12 protein-coding genes are annotated in these 21422 nt (G+C 70.2%); 7 read left to right on the top strand and 5 right to left on the bottom strand.

What is annotated here, in order from left to right; translation table 11 throughout:
• Nucleotides 1-118 precede the first annotated feature (118 nt).
• From TFC3_RS33880 to TFC3_RS33905, 6 genes are all read left to right on the top strand, one after another.
• Nucleotides 119-3463, top strand: coding sequence for an error-prone DNA polymerase (locus TFC3_RS33880; protein WP_067510347.1), 3345 nt, complete (start codon nt 119-121; stop codon nt 3461-3463).
• Between the two features lie 254 nt (nt 3464-3717).
• Nucleotides 3718-6969 (top strand): S8 family serine peptidase, encoded by a 3252-nt coding sequence (locus TFC3_RS33885; RefSeq protein WP_067510346.1) that lies wholly within the window; start codon nt 3718-3720, stop codon nt 6967-6969.
• Between the two features lie 89 nt (nt 6970-7058).
• Nucleotides 7059-7805, top strand: coding sequence for a methyltransferase domain-containing protein (locus TFC3_RS33890; RefSeq protein WP_067510363.1), 747 nt, complete (start codon nt 7059-7061; stop codon nt 7803-7805).
• Nucleotides 7802-8941, top strand: a complete 1140-nt coding sequence (locus tag TFC3_RS33895) for an alkaline phosphatase family protein (RefSeq protein ID WP_067510345.1) — start codon at nt 7802-7804, stop codon at nt 8939-8941. The genes TFC3_RS33890 and TFC3_RS33895 overlap by 4 nt, the downstream gene beginning before the upstream one ends.
• A gap of 10 nt (nt 8942-8951) precedes the next feature.
• Entirely contained in the window at nt 8952-10241 is a 1290-nt protein-coding gene (locus tag TFC3_RS33900; protein WP_082772755.1) for a DNA polymerase IV, read from the top strand.
• A 308-nt stretch (nt 10242-10549) separates the two neighbouring features.
• Nucleotides 10550-10936, top strand: coding sequence for a DUF3040 domain-containing protein (locus TFC3_RS33905; RefSeq protein ID WP_067510343.1), 387 nt, complete (start codon nt 10550-10552; stop codon nt 10934-10936).
• Between the two features lie 281 nt (nt 10937-11217).
• Here the strand turns inward: TFC3_RS33905 and mraY are convergent, their stop codons facing one another.
• The 4 genes from mraY to TFC3_RS33925 form a co-directional block, all read right to left on the bottom strand.
• The gene (gene mraY, locus TFC3_RS33910) at nt 11218-12321 is read right to left on the bottom strand and encodes a phospho-N-acetylmuramoyl-pentapeptide-transferase (protein ID WP_067510341.1); all 1104 of its coding nucleotides are present in this window, start codon (nt 12319-12321) and stop codon (nt 11218-11220) included.
• Nucleotides 12322-12451: 130 nt separating this feature from the next.
• Complete coding sequence (locus tag TFC3_RS33915; protein WP_067510339.1) at nt 12452-14911, bottom strand: DUF3488 and transglutaminase-like domain-containing protein; 2460 nt, start codon at nt 14909-14911, stop codon at nt 12452-12454.
• 19 nt (nt 14912-14930) lie between these two features.
• Nucleotides 14931-16223, bottom strand: coding sequence for a DUF58 domain-containing protein (locus TFC3_RS33920; protein WP_067510337.1), 1293 nt, complete (start codon nt 16221-16223; stop codon nt 14931-14933).
• A 1-nt stretch (nt 16224) separates the two neighbouring features.
• A complete protein-coding gene (locus TFC3_RS33925) occupies nt 16225-17274 on the bottom strand; it encodes a MoxR family ATPase (RefSeq protein WP_067510336.1) in 1050 nt (349 codons plus the stop codon).
• 378 nt (nt 17275-17652) lie between these two features.
• Between TFC3_RS33925 and leuS the strand changes: the two genes are divergently transcribed.
• A complete protein-coding gene (gene leuS, locus TFC3_RS33930) occupies nt 17653-20472 on the top strand; it encodes a leucine--tRNA ligase (RefSeq protein ID WP_067510361.1) in 2820 nt (939 codons plus the stop codon).
• Nucleotides 20473-20638: 166 nt separating this feature from the next.
• On the opposite strand, the gene TFC3_RS33935 is transcribed toward leuS, so the two are convergent.
• A complete protein-coding gene (locus tag TFC3_RS33935) occupies nt 20639-21394 on the bottom strand; it encodes a TVP38/TMEM64 family protein (protein WP_067510334.1) in 756 nt (251 codons plus the stop codon).
• Nucleotides 21395-21422 lie beyond the last annotated feature (28 nt).

The raw sequence follows: 21422 nt of genomic DNA, 5'->3' as shown, positions 1-21422 counted from the left end.
GGAAGCGCGGCGGCGGGCGCGGTCTCAGATGGCTGTGGCCGATGGGCGGGCCTTTCTCCTCGCTCTGGCCGGCGGGCATTGGTCGGTTGAGGCGATCTATGACTGAGGACGGCTACCAGTGAGCTTTCACAATCCGAAGGTCTCGTGGGGTGAGCTGGAAAATGCGCTGACCGGCAAGACGCGACAGCATCTTCAGGTTGTCGATCCGCTGGCGGGGGATGGCGGGGATGCGCCGGCGTGGAGTCGCAAGCGGGAACGATATGCGGCTCCGGCTTTGATTCGCCGGACCAGCACCGACCGGTACGCCGAACTGCACTGTCACAGCAACTTCAGCTTTCTCGACGGTGCCAGCCACCCCGAGGAATTGGCCGAGGAGGCAGCCCGGCTGGGGTTGACCGCGCTCGCCGTGACCGATCATGACGGGTTCTACGGGGTGGTCCGGTTCTCCCAGGCCGCCCAGGAGTTGTCGCTGCCCACCATTTTCGGCGCCGAGCTCTCCTTGGATCTCGCCAAACCGCAGAACGGGACGGCCGACCCCGAGGGCCGCCATTTGCTTGCGCTCGCACACGGGCCCGAAGGGTATGCCCGGTTGGCCCGGACGATTTCGCGCGGGCAGTTGGACGGCAAGGAAAAAGGCAAGCCGGTGTACGGGGACCTGGAGGAAATCGCCGACGTTCTGCGCGACCACGTTCTGGTTCTCACGGGTTGCCGCAAGGGCAGCGTGCCGGCGGCGCTGGCCGGCGAGGGCGTGATCGGGGCGGCGCGGGAACTGGACCGGCTGGTGGCGTTGTTCGGGCGGGGCAACGTGGTTGTCGAGTTGACCGCGCATGGCGATCCCTGCGACGACGATCGCAACGATGTGCTCCACGAACTCGCCCGCAGCCGGCGTCTCGAAGTGGTGGCCACCGGCAACGTGCACTATGCGACCCCGGGGCGGCGCCGGTTGGCCACTGCGCTCGCCGCTGTGCGGGCCCGGCGCGGGCTGGACGACATGGATGGCTGGCTGCCCGCGGCCGGCACGGCTCACCTGCGCAGCGGGGCCGAGATGAAACGGTTGTTCGCCGCGTATCCCGGGGCGGTGGAGAACGCCGCGATGTTCGGTGACGACCTGGCGTTCGACCTCAACCTGGTGGCACCGCGGTTGCCCGATTTCCCCATTCCCGAACCGGGGCACACCGAGATGAGCTGGCTGCGGGAACTGACGATGCGCGGCGCGCAGGAAAGGTACGGGCCGCCGCAGGCGCATCCGAAGGCGTACGAGCAGATCGAGCACGAATTGCGTATGATCGAGGAGCTTGACTTTCCCGGGTACTTCCTCGTGGTCTACGACATCGTGCGCTTCTGCAGGCAGAAGAAGATCTACTGCCAGGGGCGGGGCTCGGCGGCCAATTCGGCGGTTTGCTACTCGCTGCACATCACCAATGTGGACGCCGTCGAATACGACCTGCTGTTCGAGCGGTTCCTGGCCCCCGAGCGGGACGGGCCGCCCGACATCGACGTGGACATCGAATCGGATCGGCGCGAGGAAGTCATTCAATACGTCTACGAGAAGCACGGCCGGGAGCACGCCGCGCAGGTGGCCAACGTCATCTCGTACCGGCCTCGCTCGGCGGTGCGCGACATGGCCAAGGCTTTCGGGTTCTCGCCCGGGCAGCAGGACGCCTGGAGCAAACAGATCGACCGGTGGGGCAGCATCGCCACCCTGGACGTGGAGGACATCCCCGAGCACGTTGTCGAGTTCGCCAACCAGGTGCAGGGCTTTCCCCGGCACCTGGGCATCCATTCCGGCGGCATGGTGATCTGCGACCGGCCGATCATCGAGGTCTGCCCGGTCGAATGGGGACGCATGGCCGGGCGCACGGTGCTGCAGTGGGACAAGGACGATTGCGCCGCTATCGAGCTGGTGAAATTCGACCTGCTGGGGCTCGGGATGCTGTCGGCGCTGCATTACGCGTACGACATGATCGAACTGGATCTTGATATCGGCACCATGCGCCTGGACGACGACGAGGTCTATGCCATGTTGCGCCGCGCCGATTCCGTTGGCGTTTTCCAGGTGGAGAGCCGCGCGCAAATGGCTACGCTGCCGCGCCTGAAACCAGACAAGTTCTACGACCTGGTCGTCGAGGTGGCGCTGATCCGTCCCGGACCCATTCAGGGCGGTTCGGTGCACCCGTACATCCGGCGCAAGAACGGTCTCGAAGAACCCACGGTGCCACATCCGCTGATGGCGAACGCGCTGGCCAAAACGCTTGGCGTGCCATTGTTCCAGGAACAGCTCATGCAGCTCGCCATCGACGTCGCCGGTTTCGACCCGGCCGAGGCCGACCAGCTGCGCCGGGCCATGGGTTCCAAAAGATCTGCCGAGAAAATGGACCGGATCAGAAGCCGGTTGTACGAGGGAATGGCCGAACGCGGCATCACCGGCGAGTTGGCCGACGAGCTTTTCCAGAAGTTGTCAGCGTTCGCCAACTACGGCTTTCCGGAAAGCCACGCCATGAGTTTCGCCTATCTGGTGTACGCGAGCGCGTGGCTCAAGCGCTACCACCCGGCACCGTTCTGCGCGGCTCTGCTCAACGCGCAGCCAATGGGTTTCTACTCGCCGCAATCGCTGGTCGACGACGCGCGCCGGCACGGGGTGGAGGTACGCCGCCCGGACATCAACCTCAGCGACGCGGCGGCGGTGCTCGAATCCACGCCGACGACCCGGTGGGGCTCGGCGCCGGGCGAGCCGCCGCACGCATGGGGGCTGGGCGGTCCGGCGGTCCGGATGGGGCTGGCCAGCGTGCGCACCCTCGGCGAGGACCTGGCTACGACGATCGAGCAGGAGCGCCGCGAGCACGGGCCGTACCGGGACATGGCCGATCTGGCCCGGCGCGCCGGATGCTCGACCGCGCACCTGGAGGCGCTCGCCACCGCCGATGCGTTCGCGGGTTTCGGGCTCACCCGCCGCGAAGCGCTGTGGGCGGCAGGCGCGGCGGCGCAGGACAAACCGGGCCGGCTGCCGGGCACCATTACCGGTACGAACGCACCGGCACTGCCTGGCCTGGGCGAAGTGGACAAACTGGTCGCAGACGTGTGGGCGACCGGGCTCTCGCCGGACGCGCACCCGGCTCAGTTCCTGCGCGCGGACCTGGACCGCCGGGGTGCCCTGCCGATCAACCGGCTCGGACGGGTGGCAGCGGGCACCCGCATCTACGTGGGCGGCATCGTCACCCACCGGCAGCGTCCGGCGACCGCTGGCGGGGTCACGTTCGTCAACCTCGAGGACGAGACCGGGATGCTCAACGTCACCTGCTCACCGGGGCTGTGGCAGCGGTATCGGCGGGTGGCGCGGACCAGCTCGGCTCTGCTCGTGCGGGGCAGACTGGAAAATTCTGCCGAGGGGGTGCTCAACCTGGTGGCCGATCGGCTGGAGACTCTCACCGCACCGGTTACTCCGGCTTCCCGCGACTTCCGCTAGCTGGTCATATAGTTCGGACAAGTGCCAATTGGTGACGGCGTGTCAGACGCTGGTGAGGGGCGCTGGCAGGGCACGAAGATTGCCTGGTCACAGACGTACGGCAGGGCCTGCTTGATGCGCGCCGGCACGGGGGTACCGATGGTTTTAGAGAATGATCTAAATGTCGGATCTCCGTCAGAAGTAGGGCGGAAACCTTACAGAATCGCAAGCGTCTATCTTTGCGGTCAGGATCGACCTGGCCACGGGGAGGACGCATGCGAATACTTCGGGGAATCGTCACGGTCGCGGCCGCCGCCGCGGTCGGAATCCCGGCCGGCGCGGCCGCCGCGGTGCCGAGCGAGCCGAACGCAGCCAGCCGCAGCGCCACACACCAAAACGCCACGGGCCAAGCCGCGGGCAAGCAGATCACCCTCATCACCGGTGACCGGGTCACGCTGCGCAGCGACGGTGGCACGTCCGTCCAGACCGGACCGGGGCGGGCCGGCATGCGGTTCATCACCCAGAAGACGCGGCGGGGCCAGACTGTCATTCCGGCCGACGCGTTGCCGTTGCTGCGGGCCGGGCGGCTCGACAAGCGGCTTTTTGACGTGGGTTCGCTGGTCAAGGATGGTTACACAGCAAGTTTGCCGCTGCTGGTCTCGTACCGGAAGAACAGCCGTCAGGCCGCGCCGGGCGTGAGTGTCACGCGCGAGCTGCCGGTCATCAAAGGCCGGGCGGTCCGGGCGGATGAGCAGGGTCGCTCGGCGCTGTGGCAGTCGCTGACGAACGCCACCGCCGACAAGATCTGGCTCGACGGCAAGCGTAAGGTCAGCCTCGACAAGAGCGTTCCGCAGATCGGTGCTCCGGCGGCGTGGGCGGCCGGGTTCGACGGCACCGGCGTCAAGGTTGCCGTGCTCGACACCGGCATCGACGCCACCCACCCGGATCTGGCCGGGCAGATCGCCGAGTCGCAGAACTTCACCGGCACCGCATCCACGGACGACGTGGTCGGGCACGGTACGCACGTCGCGTCCACCATCGCCGGCACCGGCGCTGCCTCCGGCGGTCGCTACCGCGGTGTGGCGCCCGGCGCGAAGCTTGTCATCGGCAAGGTGTGCGGCACCGAGTTCTGTGATGATTCCGCCATTCTGGCCGGCATGGCCTGGGCCGCTCAGCGCGCCTCGGTGGTCAACCTGAGCCTGGGCGGCATGGACTCCGAGGGCATCGACCCGCTCGAGGCCGCCGTCAACGAGCTCACCGCGCAGTACGGCACCCTGTTCGTCATCGCGGCCGGCAACGACGGCACGTTCGCGCCGGTCAGCTCGCCGGCCACCGCCGACGCCGCGCTGGCCGTGGGCGCGGTCGACCGCGAGGACCAGCTCGCCGAGTTCTCCAGCCGGGGCCCGCGCGTCGGCGACAACGCCATCAAGCCCGAGATCACCGCGCCGGGCGTGGAGATCGTCGCGGCCAAGGCCGCTCATGACGTGATCGGCGATCCGGCTCCGCTGCCGGGTTACTCCACTCTTTCCGGTACGTCCATGGCTACCCCGCATGTGGCCGGCGCGGCGGCGATCCTCGCTCAGGAACACCCGGGCTGGACGGCCCGGCAGCGTAAGACCGTCCTCATGGGAGCGGCGAAGCCCACCGAGGGCCTCGACGTCTACTCCCAGGGGGCCGGCCGGGTCGACGTGGCCCGCGCGATCAACCAGCAGGTCGCGGTGGACGAGGGCACCCTCAGCTTCGAGGGCGGGTTGTGGCCGCACGGCGACGACCAGCCTGAGACCAAGACGGTGACCTACCGCAACAACGGGCCCGAGGCGGTCACGCTGACGCTCAGCCTCTCCGCACCCGCCGCGGTCTTCAGCGTCGCCGCCACCACGCTGACCGTGCCCGCCAACGGCACCGCGACCACCACCGTCACCTCCGACACCAGCGCGAACGTTGCGGACGGTCACCTCGGGGGCTACCTCACGGCTACCGGCCCCGGCGGCTTGAAGGTGGAGACGCCGGTTGCGGTGGTCCGCGAGCCGGAGAGCTATGACATCAGCTTCGAGGCCGTCAACCGCGACGGCAGCCCGGCCACCGACGGCTTTGCCTCCCTGGTCAACCTGGCCACCGGAGAGAGCATCGACCTCAGCGGGCTGACCGGCAAGCAGCGCGTACCCAAGGCTGAGTACGGCATCTTCGCCACCGTCTTCGGCCAGCAGAACGAGGCCACCCAGCTCATCGATCCGCAGGTGGTGCTCGACAGCGCCCGCACGATCCGGTTCGACGCCCGCGTGGCCAAGCCGATTTCGGTCACCGTGCCGACGGCCGGTGCGGCGAGCACGTTCCTGGCCGTCGACGGGGGCTGGGTGGGCGACAACTTCAGCTACGTCTCGGGCTTGATCAGCGACGGCCCGGCCGGGATCTACACGGCCCAGATCGGTGACCGCGCCGGTTCGCCGCTGTTCTCCAGCGGGCTCAGTGTCCAGTTCGCCCAGCGCAATGCCGAAAATCAATTCCGCAACAGCCCCTACGTGTACGACCTCGGCTGGTTCTTCGACCGGACCATGTTCACCGGTCTGCAGAAGTCGGTGAGGGCGCGCAACCTGGCCACCATCCGAGCCCGGTACAACACCGAGGCCAGCGGCGCCCTGGGAGCCAAGGCCAACTCGGCGCGGCACGGCGACAGCGGCTACTGGTCCTCGTTCATCCCGTTCGACCTGCCGTTCCAGCGCACCGAGTACGTCAACACCGACGGCGGCGCGCAGTTCAGCTCGGAGTTCCAGCAGAACGGGGAGCCCGACGAGGACGGCTGGCCGACCGTGCTGAGCGTGTCGTACGAGGCCCCGGCCACGTTCCGCGCCCGGCGCACGTACCGTCAAACGTGGAACAAAGCGGTGTTCGCCCCCAGCGTGGCCGATGTGCAGGAACCGTACGGGTTCGGCTTCCGTCAGGGCGACGAGCTGTTCTTCGGGGTGGCGACGCACGGTGAGGGACCCGGCCGGGAGGGCTACTCGACGCTGGACAAGGCGCACGTGGCGCTCTACCGCAACGGCACCCTGGTCGGCGAGCAGGATGCCGAGGGTGGCTCGTTCACGGTGCCGGCCGAAGCGGCCGGCTACCGCGTCGAGCTGAGCGCCTCGCGGGGCGCCCCGCACACGCTGTCGACCGAGGTCAGCGGCACCTGGACGTTCCGTTCCGGGCACACCGGCGAGGAGAAGCCGACGCTGCTGACGCTGAGCACGGTCCGGTTCGACCCGGCGCTGGACGAGCACAACGCGGCTCGGGCCGGGCGCAGCCTCACCGTGCCGGTGCACGTGGACCAGCAGGGTGGAGCCGCGCGCATCCGGTCGGTGCGCGCCGAGGTGTCGTTCGACGACGGCGCCACGTGGACGCGGGTGCCGGTCCGGGGCTCGGGCGCCGACCGCAGCGTGGTCATCCGGCACCCGGCCAAGGCGGGGTTCGTGTCGCTGCGGGCCACGGCCGGCACGGCTGCCGGCTCGGTCACCGAGACGGCCATCCGGGCGTACGCCATCAAGTAACCCGAATTTTTCGATCATGGAATACCGCTGACGGGCGGGGAGCTCCGGCTCCCCGCCCCTCGCGTGTGCACGGCCGATACGCTGCGGTTGTGGACACCGCATCGACGCGTACCCCCCGACCGCCCGTCACCGTGCGCACGGCCGCCGTCTGGGCGGTGCTGCGCCGCGAACTCGACCGGCACCCCGGCACCGAGCTGACCGTGCTGGACGTCGGCGGTGGCACCGGCGGGTTCGCCGTGCCGCTGGCCGAACTCGGCCACACCGTCACCGTGGTCGACGCCAGCCCGGACGCGCTCGCCGCGCTGACCCGCCGCGCCGCCGACGCCGGGGTCGCCGACCGGATCCGGGCCGTGCAGGGCGACGGCGACGCGCTCGCCGGCCTGGTCGAGCCGGGCACCGCCGACATCGTGCTGTGCCACGCCGTTCTCGAAGTCGTCGACGACCCGGCCGAGGTGGTCGCCGCGATCGGCACCGCGCTGCGGCCCGGGGGAGCGATCAGCCTGCTCGTGGCCAGCCGTGCTGCGGCGGTGCTGGGACGCGCGTTCAACGGCCACCTCGGCGCCGCGTCCGCGCTGCTCAATGATGCTGACGGGCGCGCCGGTCAGCGAGACACCCTGCGCCGGCGCTACGACGCGGACACCGCGGCGGCGCTGCTCGGCACGGCCGGGTTCACCGTCGAGGAGATCCACGGCGTACGCGTGCTGGCCGATCTGCTGCCCGCCGCGGTGGTCGAGGGCGACGCGCGGGCCATGCTGGAGCTGGAGCTCGCGCTGGCCGCCCGGCCGCCGTTCCGCGACATTGCCTCCCAGTTGCACCTGTTCGCGCGGCACCCGTGAGCGGCTACCTCGACATCGTCCGGCCCGCGTACGGCGAGAACAGCCTGGCCGACCTGATGCCGAGCGTGTCGGCGGTGCTCGGCGTGCCCGGGGCCGAGGACGTGCTTGCCCTGGGGGCCACGCTGGGCGATGTGGACCGGGTCGCGGTGCTGCTGATCGACGGGCTGGGGGTGTACCAGAAGGAGGCAGTCGCCCGGCTTGCGCCGATCGTGGCGGAACTCGACGCACGGACCTTGACCTCGGGTTTTCCCTCAACGACGCCGGTCAGCCTGGCCACGCTGGGCACCGGCCGGCCGCCCGGGCAGCACGGCATTCTCGGCTTCACCGTGCGCAAGCCCGGCGGCGGCGTGCTCAACCACATCCACTGGGGCAAGGACCCGGACCCGGCGCTGTGGCAGCCCATGCCGACCCGGTTCGAAACCGCCGTGGCCGCCGGGGTGCCGGCCACCCAGGTCACTCAGCCGTCGTTCCAGGGCAGCGGGCTGACCGTGGCCTGCTACCGCGGTGCGTCCTTCGTCGGCGCGGCTGATCCCGGCGCACTGGCCGAGGGCATGCTGACGGCGCTGAAGGGCCCCGGCATCGTGTACGGATACTTCGCCGATCTCGACCACCATGGGCACGGCACCGGAGTCGGCTCGCCGGACTGGGAAGCGGCCGCCACGACGGTTGGCACGCTGCTCGACCGGCTTGTCAACGGGCTGCCACCACGGGCCGCGCTGCTGGTCACCGCCGATCACGGGCAGCTCAACACCCCCGCCGAGGGGCGGCTGGACCTGTCGCTCGACGCGGAGTTGTCCGCCGGGCTCATCGGGGTGGCCGGCGAGCCGCGGGTGCGGTACCTGTACACCGAGGCGGGGGCGGTGGACGATGTGCTGAGTACGTACCGGGAGAAATTGGGCTCCTCGGCCTTGGTCCTCGGCCGTGACCAAGCGATCGAAGAGGGGCTGTACGGCCAGGTTGCCGACGCGCACCGCTCGCGCATCGGCGATGTCGTAGTGGCCTGCCTGGACCACACCGTCGTGCTGGCCTCGGCCTGCGAACCGGCGAGCGCGGGACGGCTGGTGGCCTATCACGGTTCGCTGACCGCTGTCGAAATGACGGTTCCGCTGCTCAGTTTTGTCAGACCCTCGAACTAGTGTTCCCGGCGTGGGACGAAGTCAGGCGATTGGGCGGGGGTTCGACCCGCGGTTCGGGCCGGAGGCCGACGACGCGGGATGCACGATCCTGCACGTCGACATGGACGCATTCTTCGCCTCCGTGGAGGTGCGCCGGCGCCCGGAGCTGAGGGGCAAACCCGTCGTGGTCGGCGGAGTGGGCCCGCGCGGGGTGGTGAGTTCGGCCAGTTACGAGGCGCGACGGTACGGCGTCCGCAGCGCGATGCCCTCCAGCCGAGCCCGCGCGTTGTGCCCGCACGCCGTTTTCCTGCCGCCCGACTTCTCCGAGTATTCGGCGGCTTCCCGGGCGGTCATGGGAATCTTCCGCGACATGACCCCGCTGGTCGAGCCGCTGTCATTGGACGAGGCCTTCCTCGACGTGGCCGGTGCGCAGCGGCTGCTCGGCCGGCCCGCGGTGATCGCCCGCACGATCCGCGAACGGGTCTATGAGAACCAGCGGCTGACCTGCTCGGTGGGCGTTGCGTCGACCAAGTTCGTGGCCAAGCTGGGTTCCACCCGCGCCAAACCCGACGGCATGATCGTGGTGCCGGCCGATCAGGTGCTTGACTTCCTGCACCCGCTGCCGGTCGACGCGCTGTGGGGCGTGGGGGAGAAGGCCGCCCAGCACCTGCACCGGCTCGGCCTGGCCACCGTCGGCGACCTGGCCCGCGCGCCGGTGCGGATGCTGCGGGCGTCGCTGGGTGAGGCTGCTGCCGCGCACCTGCACGAGCTGTCCTGGGGTCGCGACCCGCGCCGGGTGGTGCCCGAACGCGAGGAGAAGTCGATCGGCGCCGAGATGACCTATGAAACCGACGTCACCGACCCGGCCACCATCCGGCGCAGCCTGCTCGCCCTCGCCGACAAGGCAGGAGCCCGGCTGCGCGCGGCCGGCGTGGTCGGCCGCACGGTGTCGATCAAGGTGCGGATGGCCGACTTCCGCACGGTCAGCCGCTCCCGCACGATGCCGACAACCACCGATGTGGCCCGGGAGATCTTCGAGACGTCGTGGGCGCTGTTCCAGGCCCTCGCACCGGGCGAGCCGATCCGGCTGGTCGGTGTCCGGGTGGAGAACCTCGGGTCGGCGGAGAACGCGCCGCGGCAACTGACGTTGGGGGAGCCGGAGCGGGGATGGCGCGAGGCTGAGGCTGCCGCGGATGCGGTGGCGGCGCGGTTCGGGCGGGCCATTGTTGGGCCGGCCAGCTTGTTGCGGCCTGGGCCGGCCGGGGAGTCCGGGGGTTCTGGTTCTTCCGGGTCTGCTGGGCCTTCGATTGCGTCGCGGTAGGCGCTTGGGTTTTGGAGATCGAGGAGCGCCCTGGCTGCTGTGGTCTGCGAGATTGCGGGGCGTCCTTGGCTGCGCGGGTGCTGCGGGTTGGGGCCTCTTCGGCTGCTCGCGGGAGGGGTCCTTCCGTCTTTTGCGACAAAGCGCCTCAGATGGAACCGAAAATCACCCGCACTCGACGGTCGTCCCGCTTTCCGACCCGCCTGCCCCCTCGTAGACTTGTCGGCAAGGCAGCCGGTCGGTTGCCTCGCACCATCGGCTCGCCCGGCACCACCGCCGGGGGGCCGGACATGCGCCCGGGGAGGAATGCCGTGCCGCTCTCGGAGCACGAACAGCGGCTGTTCGATCAGATCGAGCAGTCGCTTGCCGAGGACCCCAAGTTCGCCTCGGCTGTGCGCAACAGTGATCCGCGATTCCATGCCCGCCGCCGCCTCGTCGTCGCGGCCTTCGTGGGCATCCTGGGGCTCGCGGTGATGATCTTCGGCGCGGTGAGCCAGAATACGCTGCTCGGCGTGGCCGGCTTCGTGGTCATGCTGGCCGCCTGCGCCCTCGGCCTGCAAAGCCGCCGCAAGGGCCAGGCCCCCGACCTGCACGTGGTCGGCGGCACCGCCTCCCGCCGCACCCGCCAGGCCCGCCGCGGTGGACTGGTCGACCGGCTCGAGGACCGCTGGCGCCAGCGCCCCGAGGGCCACCGTTAGATCTGGCGGCGCGCGGCTCACGGTCGCGCGCAGCTTGACGCTCCACCCCTGACGAACTGGCGGCCACCGGCCGCCTTCGCCATATCCGGCTGCCGGCGTGCCCCGGCGGCTTTTCCGGCTGCCGGCCCGACGGCCCGCTTCCCGCGCCACGTCGCGGCCCTGCGCGTTGCAGCCCGGCCCTGCGCGTCACGTTACGTCGCGGTCCGGCCCGTCACGTTACGTCGCGGCCCTGCGTGGCGCCTCGCGGCTCGGCTCGGCTCAGCCCGGCGCGTCATGTCGTGCTAGCCGACGGCTGCCAGGAAATCTGAGTAGAACAGGCCCAGGCCGGCCACGACGCAGACGCCGGCCACCATCCAGAACCTGATGACGATGTTGACCTCGCTCCACCCGGCCAGCTCGAAGTGGTGGTGCAACGGCACCATCCGGAAGACCCGTTTGCCCGTGGTCCGGAACGAGACGATCTGGATCACCCAGGTCACGGTGATGATGAAGAAAAGCCCGCCGATCACGATCGACAACAGCGTGGTGCGGGTTGCCACCGCGAGCCCGCCGATCAACGCGCCGAGCCCCAGCGCGCCCACGTCGCCCATGAAGATCCGCGCCGGGGACGTGTTCCACCACAGGAAGCCCACACACGCGGCGGCCGCCGCGGCCGCGATCATGGCGATTTCGAGGGGATCGCGGACCTGATAGCAGTAGTCGTTCGCGCGGGCGTACGTGTCGTCGGCGCACCAGTGCCGGTACTGCCAGTAGCCGATCAGCGCGTAGGCGCCGAGCACCAGGGTCGATGCGCCGGTGGCCAGGCCGTCGAGGCCGTCGGTGAGGTTCACGCCGTTCGACATCGCCGTGATCACGAAGACGAACACCATCACCGAGCCGATTTTGCCGACGTTCAGCCAGCTGATGTCGCGGATGAACGAGATGTGCTCGCTGGCCACGGTCTGCCCGTTGGAGCTTGCCAGGTAGAGGGCGGTGATGCCGATCCCGATGCCGATGATCGTCTGGCCGAGCAGTTTGCCCTTGGCGGACAGGCCGTCGGAGTTGCGCCGGCGGACCTTGATGAAATCGTCGATGAAGCCGACCGCACCGCATAAGACGAACAGACCGAGCAGGACGAGGGCTGTCATGGTCGGCTGTTCCTGCGCGATCTGCCGCTCGGGCAGCGTGGTCAGCGCGAGGTGTCCGGCGACGTAGGCGACCAGCGTCGCCACGATGAACACGACGCCGCCCATCGCCGGGGTGCCCCTCTTGCCCTCGTTCGAGGCGAGCCCCAGAGAACGGATCGGCTGCCCGGCCTTGAGCGCGGTGAACACCCGGATCGCCACCGGAGTGCCGAACAGCGAGACGACGAACGCGACCGCCGCCGCCACGATGACCGCCCTCACGAGCGAGTCCCGAGATCCGGATCAATCACAGCGTCCCCATCAACGATCACGGGGCACGATCTTGCCATCCGGCGGCAGGCTCCATCAACCGAGCATCGGGGCGCCCACCGGCGGCGGGCACCCCGATCGGTCAGCGGGCCCGGTTGGCCAGCAGGCGCCGGGGGCTGAACCGCACCAGCGAGTCGCGCACGCGGCTCATGGTGCTCATCCAGCGGGTGGAGGTTTCGCCCAGCGCCAGGCGCCAGCGCAGCATCACCGAGGGCGGCAGGAGCAGCGCTTCCAGGCGGGTGCGGCGGGTGGCCGTGGCCGAGAGGCCCTTGCGGACCTGGGTGAGGGCCTCCGGCAGGCCGTCGCCGCGCAGAGGCTGGCGGGCGTAGCGGGCGCGTTCCTCGGCGTGGCCCAGCAGAGTGGCGCTGGTGGCCGAGCCGGCGGTCAGGTCGGCCTCACGGATCAGGCGCAGGGCGGTGTGGCGGGGTGTTTCGGTCGGGTCGATCGGGACCCGGTAGTCGAGCATGGTGTCGACCAGCTCGTCCCAGGCGGCGTGGGCGTCCTCGCGGGCCTGGGTCGACTCGGTGGTCACGGTGACCTCGGGTGACCCCGGCGGTGAGGCCGGACGGGTGGCCGTGACCGGCATCGAGGCGGAGTGCCGGCGCTTGCGGACCAGGACCCGGCGCAGGGCCGGGACCAGCAGCAGGGCGAGGAACAGGGCCACGAAGGCGGCGATCAGCAGCGCCGTGGACGACGAGCCCGAGTCGGCCGTGGTGGTGGCCGAGTCGCTCAGGCCCGAGTTGACGTCGCGGTCGGGGCGGGCGGCGGCGCTGGGGTCGGTGGAGCTGGCGGCGCCGGGGGCCGCCGTCGCCGATGAGCTGGCGGTGGGTTCCTCGGCGCGATCGTTGTCCGGGGCCCACGCCGAGCGGGACGAGCCGACCACGTCGGCGGCCGGGGTGGCGTCGAACGGGATCCAGCCGTAGCCGTCGAAGTAGACCTCGGTCCAGGCGTGGGCGTTGCGGTTGGTCAGCACGTACGCGTTGCCGTCGCGGGTGTTGCCCCGGGTGAAGCCGAACGCCACCCGGGCCGGCAGACCGGCGGTGCGGGCCATCCAGGCGAGCGCGCCGGCGTACTGCTGGCAGTAGCCGCGCTTGTTCTCCAGGAAGGCCGCGACGGCCGAGGCGCTGCTGTCCGTGCTGGTGGTGGTGACGCTGTACTGGAAGCCGTTCTCTTTGGAGAAGTAGCGGTACAGGGCCATCATCTTGTCGTACGGCGTGTCCTTGTCCTGGGTCAGCTTGGTGACCAGCTGCTCGACGTTGCGGTCGCGCGGCACCGAGGTGAACTGGGTGACGTACGGGTCGTCGGCGGGCAGTTGCTGGGCCTCGCGCAGCTCGGCCGGGGTGAACTTGGCGCGCACGTAATCGAAGGAGTACTTCTGCCCGCGGGTGGTGGTGCGGGTGGAGAACACCGCCTGGGCGTTGCGGTCGTACGACCACGCCCCGTCGAGCCCGTCCATCTTGATGGTCGACGTGTAGACCGGAGCCAGCGACTGCGCATAGTCATCGGTGACTTCGACCTCGGCGTGGTACTGCTGGTACTGCCCGCCGAACGACGAGGGGTTCTGGCGCGGGTCGTCCAAGCCACGTGACACCGGGCTGCCGGTCGGCGTGCGGTTGGCGAAGCCGTCGGTGGTGAGCACGTCGGCGATGCCGAAGCGCAGGTAGAACGGGTCGGGCTCGTTGGTGCTGACCTTGAGGTAGTTCTTGGTCGTGGTCTGGGTGAGCTGGCCGGAGAGCGCGGCGAACAGGTTGATGCGCCCGTTGCCGCCGCCGCCTGCGCCGCCGCCGCCCACGCCGCTGCCACCCTGGGTGAGCTGGTTGAGCAGGCCGGTGTTGAGCCCGGGCACGATCAGCGGCAGCACCACGGCCGCGGCCACGCCGATGACGGCCAGCCGGCGACCGGCGGCAGCCAGCGGGGAGGGCTCCCAGACATCGACGTCGCGGCCGTCGCCGGTGAAGCGGCGGCCGAAGCGGCGCACCCGGTCGACGTTGTCGGCGACCAGCAGCCAGAGGAAGCCGGTCGCGCCGATGATGAACGGCAGAACCGGGACGCTGTCGATGTAGACCGCCACCGGCACCGAGTAGATGGCCAGCATGGGCAGACCGGCAAGGGCCGGGCGGCGGGCCACCACGGTGAGCAGGTCCACCGCGATGGCAACCGCGCCGATGCCCAGCGCGGCGATGAACAGCAGGCCGTCGCGGTCGGGCACCGGCACGCCGTACGAGCGGGTGTCGGTGCCGGCCTGGGTGAACAGCTCGGCGAAGTGGCCGAACGTGTCGGGAGTCGGGATCAGGCCCAGCAGTTCCGAGTGGCTGGGGAACATCCAGGTCAGCGTGAGCAGCAGCACGACCACCATGCCAGTGGCCTGCGCCCAGGTCGGGAACCGCAACGTGCGCGCGATCACGGCCGCACCCGCCACCAGGCCCACGGTCAGGATGCACTGCAGCAGCCAGGTCCAGGTGCTGAAGATGGCCGACAGCGGTGCCGCAGCCAGCAGCGTGGCGGCCGCAGCCACCAGCCCCAGTCGTCGTCGGCCCGTCACAGCGAAACTCCCGTCATGTTCACATGCCTGCCACGGTCTCGGCCATGGCCGCGCGGTAGGCGAAACCCTGCGATCCCCGGGCGGCCGCCGGCCACAGCGCAGCCAGCGAGTCGCCGTGGGCCACCGGCAGAGACCGCCAGCCGCTGCGCACCAGGGCCAGCGACGTCGCCGCGTGCTGCCGGTCGGCTTCCTGACGGTCCGCGGGCGTCAGGTTCACCCAGGTCGAGCTGTTGATGGGCAAGCCGATGCAGGTAGCGCCGTTGCTGCGCAGCCCGGTCAGCACCTCTGCCTCAGCCACCGTGAGCGAGCCGAACAACCCGATCACCAGGCCGCCGTCGGAGCGGCGGCGCACGCTGTCAACCAGCGTCGAGATGTCGCCGGTCTGGGTCAGCTTGACGTCCGCGAGGGTGTCGAGCACGGTGCCCTCCCCGCCGGCTTCGATGGCGTCGAGGTCGATGCCCGTGCCCGTGACCAGCCGCAGCTTGTAGCCGGCCTGCCGCAGATGGACCGCGATGCTCGCCGCCGCGGAGACCGCCCATTCGAAGCTTGCTGTCGGCCCCTCACCCTGATGGGCGTAGAGGCGAGTATCGAGGACGACCGTAGCGCGCGATTCCCAAGGCTGCTCCTCGCGCCGGACCATCAGCTCACCCGTGCGAGCCGTGGAGCGCCAGTGCACCCGGCGCAGGTCGTCGCCGCGCCGGTATTCGCGGGTCGCCGCGTCGTCCTCGCCATGCACGGCCACCGATCGCGCCCGGCTGTCCCCGGTGCCCGCGTACTCCCCGGCGAGCCGGACCGCCGGCAGCGCGACGACCTGCGGGATGACCGTGAGGCTGTCGACGCTGGGGAAGGACCGGGTCAGCTCGCACAGCCCGAACGGGTCGGTCAGCCGGATGACCAGCGGACCTACCGGATAACGGCCGCGCACGTCGGCGCGCACGGTGTACGCCACCGAGCTGGCCATGTGCGCGCCCAGCCGCTCCAGCACCACGCGCGGCCGGCTGCCCAGCGCGTACGGCAACCGGTCCTCGAGCAGCAGGGTGCCGGTGGGCAGCCGGGACATGTTCTGCAGGCGCAGGATGACCCGGGCGCTGGAGCCGACCGGGGCGCGGCCCGGCTCCAGCGAGCGGGTGCAGGCCAGCTTGTACCGGCTGCGCCCGACGTACGCGGCGGCCAGCAGGGGTAGCGCCGCCAGCAGGATGGCGACGCGCAGCAGGTCCTTCTCGCCGAGGATGAACGCCGACAGGGCGGCGGCCATCGCGGCGGCCAGGAAGGACCGGCCCCGGGTGGTCAGCCCCCGCAGAGCCTCGCGCATGTCAGCGGCCTCGCGACTCGTATTGCGCCCGGCCGTCGCCGTTGGCGCGGGTGTCATAGGGGTTGCGGGCGCGGTCGTGCGGCAGCGGGAGCCGGTGCACGATCTCCGAGATGATGGTGTCGGTGGTGCGCCGGTTGAGCTGCGCGTCAGCGGTCGGGATGATCCGGTGGGCCATCACCGGTACGGCGAGCGCCTGCAGGTCGTCGGGCAGCACATAGTCGCGGCCCTCCAGCGCGGCGATCGCTTTCGCGGTGCGCAGCAACTGCAGCGTGGAGCGGGGCGAGGCGCCGAGGCGGATCTCGGGGGCCTCGCGGGTGGCGTTGACCAGCGCGATTGCATACTGCTGGACGGCGTCGGCGGCGTGCACCTCGCGGACCGTGGCGATCAGCCGGCGTACGAGCGCGGCGTCGGCGACCGCCCGCAAGCTGGCCAGCGGGTCGATGGCGCCGTGGCCGTTGAGCATCGCCAGCTCGGCGCGGGGGTCCGGGTAGCCCATCGCGATGCGCGCGGTGAACCGGTCGCGCTGCGCCTCGGGCAGCGGATAGGTCCCCTCCATCTCGATGGGGTTCTGGGTCGCGATGACCATGAAGGGCGACTGCAGCTCGTACGTGGTGCCGTCGACGGTGACTTGACGCTCTTCCATGCACTCCAGCAGCGCCGACTGGGTCTTCGGCGAGGCTCGGTTGATCTCGTCGCCGACCACCAGGTTGGCGAACACCGCGCCGGGCTTGAACTCGAAGTCGCGCGTCTCCTGGTTGTAGACGCTGACGCCGGTCACATCGCTGGGCAGCAGGTCGGGCGTGAACTGGATGCGGCGCACGGAGCAGTCGATCGAGCGCGCTAGGGCCTTGGCAAGTTTGGTCTTGCCGACGCCGGGCACGTCCTCGATCAGCAGGTGACCCTCGGCGAGCAGGACGGCCAGCGCCAGCCGCACGGTTGCGCTCTTGCCCTCGATCACCTGCTCGATGTTGCCGATGATCGCGTCGGTCGCGGCGCGGAAGTCATCGTTGGGCAATGCTCCGCCGGGCGCGTCCCAGGTGGGGGTTGTCACGGGCCTCCTCCATGTCGTTCAAGCACCTTCCTACGTGACTACGCCGAAAGGGAACCGAAGGTTCGCGGGCGGCCGGGGTGTCCGTGGGCCTCCGGCGCCGCCGCCCGTCTCCACAGGTTAGCCCGATCACAGCAAGTCGCCGAGTCCCGCACGAATCATGCTTACGACACCGGGTCAACGGACTGTGAGTATCGGTCCGGTCACGAATGGGCGGACAGGATACCGGTCGCCGGTTCTTCGGACGTACCGCTATCATTTGCGCATGGTCTGTGTCCTGCTTCTTAGCTAGCCGCGCGGTCAAAGGACCAGCGCGGCGCCCCCTCATGGCAGGGGGCTTTTTTGTGCCCAGACCACCCTGAACTAGACGAGATGGTGACGATGAGCGAGTCCGAGGCAGCGGCGGACGTCCCGGCGTTCCGCTACACGGCGGCGATGGCCAACGAGATCGAGCCGCGCTGGCAGGAATTCTGGTCGCAGCACGGCACCTTCCAGGCGCCGAACCCGACCGGTGAGCTGGCCGATCCCGCCCACCCGCGGGCGAACGCCCCGAAGCTGCACGTGCAGGACATGTTCCCCTATCCCTCCGGGGAAGGCCTGCACGTCGGGCACCCGCTCGGCTACATCGGCACCGACTGCTACACCCGGTACAAGCGGATGACCGGCTTCAACGTGCTGCACCCGATGGGCTTCGACGCGTTCGGCCTGCCCGCCGAGCAGTATGCGGTCCAGACCGGCACGCACCCGCGCACCACGACCGCCAAGAACGTCGAGCGTTACCGGCTGCAACTGCGCAAGCTGGGTCTGGCGTACGACGAAAGGCGCTCGTTCTCCACCACCGACCCGGACTACTACCGCTGGACCCAGTGGATCTTCCTGCAGGTCTTCAACTCGTGGTTCGACCGTGAGCAGCGCAAGGCCCGCCCGATCGCCGACCTGATCGCCGGGTTCGAGGCCGGCACCCGCGCTGTGCCCGGCGGCAAGGCGTGGGGCGAGTTGGACGCGGTCGAGCGGCGTGAGGTCGTCAACGGCTACCGGCTGGCCTACGTCAGCGAGGCGCCGGTCAACTGGTGCCCGGGGCTGGGCACGGTGCTGGCCAACGAGGAGGTCACGCCGGACGGGCGCAGCGAGCGCGGCAACTTCCCGGTGTTCCAGCGCTCGCTGAAGCAGTGGATGATGCGCATCACCGAGTACGGCGACCGGCTGGTCGACGACCTGGACGCGCTGGACTGGCCCGAGCCGGTCAAGCTGATGCAGCGCAACTGGATCGGCCGTTCGCGGGGCGCGCACGTGGGCTTCCCGATGGACGGCGGCGACACCATCGAGGTGTTCACCACCCGGCCCGACACGCTGTTCGGCGCGACCTACATGGTGCTGGCGCCCGAGCACGCCCTGGTCTCCTCGATCGTTCCCGCAGCCTGGCCCGAGGGCACGAAGGACGCGTGGACCGGGGGGCATGCCATCCCGGAAGCCGCCGTCGCCGCCTACCGGGCGCAGGCCGCGGCCAAGACCGAGGAGGAGCGCACCGCCGAGTCCAAGGTCAAGACCGGCGTGTTCACCGGCGCGTACGCGACCAACCCGGTGAACGGCGAGCAGGTACCGGTGTTCATCGCCGACTACGTGCTGGCCGGCTACGGCACCGGCGCGATCATGGCGGTGCCCGCCCACGACGAGCGGGACTGGGACTTCGCGCAGACCTTCGACCTGCCCATTCTGCGTACGATCACCGCTCCCGAGGGCCACGAGGGCGTCTACACCGGCGATGGCGTAGCGGTGAACTCGGGCTTCCTGGACGGCCTGAGCGTGGTCGACGCCAAGACCTCCATGATCGGCTGGCTGGAGGAGCAGGGCCACGGCCGCGGGGCCACCACGTACCGGCTGCGCGACTGGCTGTTCAGCCGCCAGCGCTACTGGGGTGAGCCGTTCCCGATCGTGTACGACGAGACCGGCCTGCCCGTCGCGCTGCCCGAGTCGATGCTGCCGGTCGAACTGCCCGAGGTCGACGACTTTTCCCCGCGCACCTTCGACCCCGACGACGCCGGCAGCGAACCCGAGACGCCGCTGTCGCGCAAGAAGGACTGGGTGCAGGTCGAGCTGGACCTGGGCGACGGGCCGAAGACGTACACCCGTGAGACCAACACGATGCCGCAGTGGGCCGGTTCCTGCTGGTACGAGCTGCGCTACCTGGACCCGCACAACGACAAGGCGTTCGTCGACCCCGAGAACGAGGCCTACTGGATGGGCCCGCGCAGCGCCGGCGACCCGGGCGGCGTCGACCTGTACGTCGGCGGCGTCGAGCACGCGGTGCTGCACCTGCTGTACGCGCGCTTCTGGCACAAGGTGCTGTTCGACCTGGGTCACGTGAGCTCGTTCGAGCCGTTCCGCAAGCTGTTCAACCAGGGCTACATCCAGGCGTACGCGTTCAAGGACGCCCGCGGGTTCCCGGTGCAGGCCAGCGACGTGGTCGAGCGCGACGGCAGATACTTCCTGGGCGAGCAGGAGGTCGTGCGCGAGTACGGCAAGATGGGCAAGTCGCTGAAGAACGTGGTGACGCCCGACGAGATGGCGCACGAGTACGGCGCCGACACGTTCCGGGTCTACGAGATGGCGATGGGCCCGCTGGATGCCTCCCGCCCGTGGGAGACCCGGGCGGCGGTCGGCTCGCAGCGCTTCCTGCAGCGGGTCTGGCGCCTGGTGGTCAACGAGGACAGCGGCGAGCTGCGGGTCACCGACGAGCCGCTCGACGCCAAGTCGCGCCGCGCGTTGCACCGGGCGATCGACGGCGTGCGCGCTGACATGGAGGAGCTGCGCTTCAACACGGCCATCGCCAAGCTGATCGAGCTGACGAATACGCTGACCCCACTGCCGACGGCGTCGCGCGAGGCGGTCGAGCCGCTGGTGCTGATGATGTCGCCGTTTGCGCCGCACCTGGCCGAGGAGCTGTGGGGCAAGCTGGGCCACGCCGGCACGCTGGCCTACGCGGACTTCCCGGCGGCCGACCCGGCCCAGCTGGCCGCCGAGTCGATCACCTATCCGGTGCAGATCAACGGCAAGGTTCGCGGCCGGGTCGAGGTGGCGCCGGATACCGCTGAGGATGCCGTACGGGCGGCGGCGCTGGACGCGGTGGCCGAGGTGCTGGCCGGCCGGGAGCCGCGCAAGGTCATCGTTGTGAAGGGCCGCCTGGTCAGCGTGGTGGTCTGAGCTGTTCAACGAGAAGGGCCCGGTCCGCTCGGACCGGGCCCTTCTCCGTCGACGAAGGCGATGCGGTCGGCGGTGATGCCATCCTGGAACCGGTTCGGCGAAGGTGATGGCAGGGAACGCCAAATGCCAGGCACCCATCGGGCGCCTGGCTTCAGGCAGCGTGACCTCAGCCCGCGGCAGCGGCGGCAGCGTTGCGGCGGGCGGCGATGCGCCAGCGCAGCACGATCGCCGTGGTGAGGCCGATGCCGATGGCCGCCGGCGCCAGCGTCACCGGGTTGAGCGAGCCCGGCGCCGCCACTGCCGCGCCGATCACCGCGTAGGAGACAGCTGACGGAATCGAGGCGAGCGTCGTGCCCAGCAGGTAGCGCTTGCGGCACACCGAGGTCGTGCCGTAGGCGTAGCCGATCAGGCCGAAGGGGGCCAGCGGGAGGAAGCGGACCAGCAGGACCGCCGACAGGCCGCGGCGGTTGAGCCAGCCGTCGAGGCGTTCCATGCGGCTGCCGTTCTTGCTGCCCAGGGCACCCCGGCCGGCCCAGCGGCCCGCGTAGTAGGTGGCGACGGCGGCGATGACGGCGGCCGCGAGGGCGGTTGCCGCTCCGGTGGCCGGGCCGAGGAGGGCGCCGCAGGCCAGGGTGATGGCCGTGCGCGGGACCAGCACCGAGAGGAGCAGGCCGCCGACCACGGCTACCGCCACGGCGGCGACCGGGCCCAGGGCGACGATCGAGTCGGCGATCGACTGCAGCGGGAGAACTGCGGCAGCCACGCCCAGGGCGGCGACGATCAGGCCGAGGACACCGAAACGGGTGAGCCGGCGGCGCCGGCTCATCGAGGTGGCGGGGGCCGGGTCGGGGAGCTGCTGGCTGGCCTGAGGGTCCGTGGCGGGGGTGGTGATGCCCCGCGGGGCGATCAGGGTGTCAGTCATGCAGTCGTACCGCCTTCTGGTCGGGGAA

Source organism: Actinoplanes sp. TFC3, from assembly GCF_001553785.1.
GTDB lineage: Bacteria > Actinomycetota > Actinomycetes > Mycobacteriales > Micromonosporaceae > Actinoplanes.
This window is presented reverse-complemented; position numbering and strand designations above follow the sequence as displayed.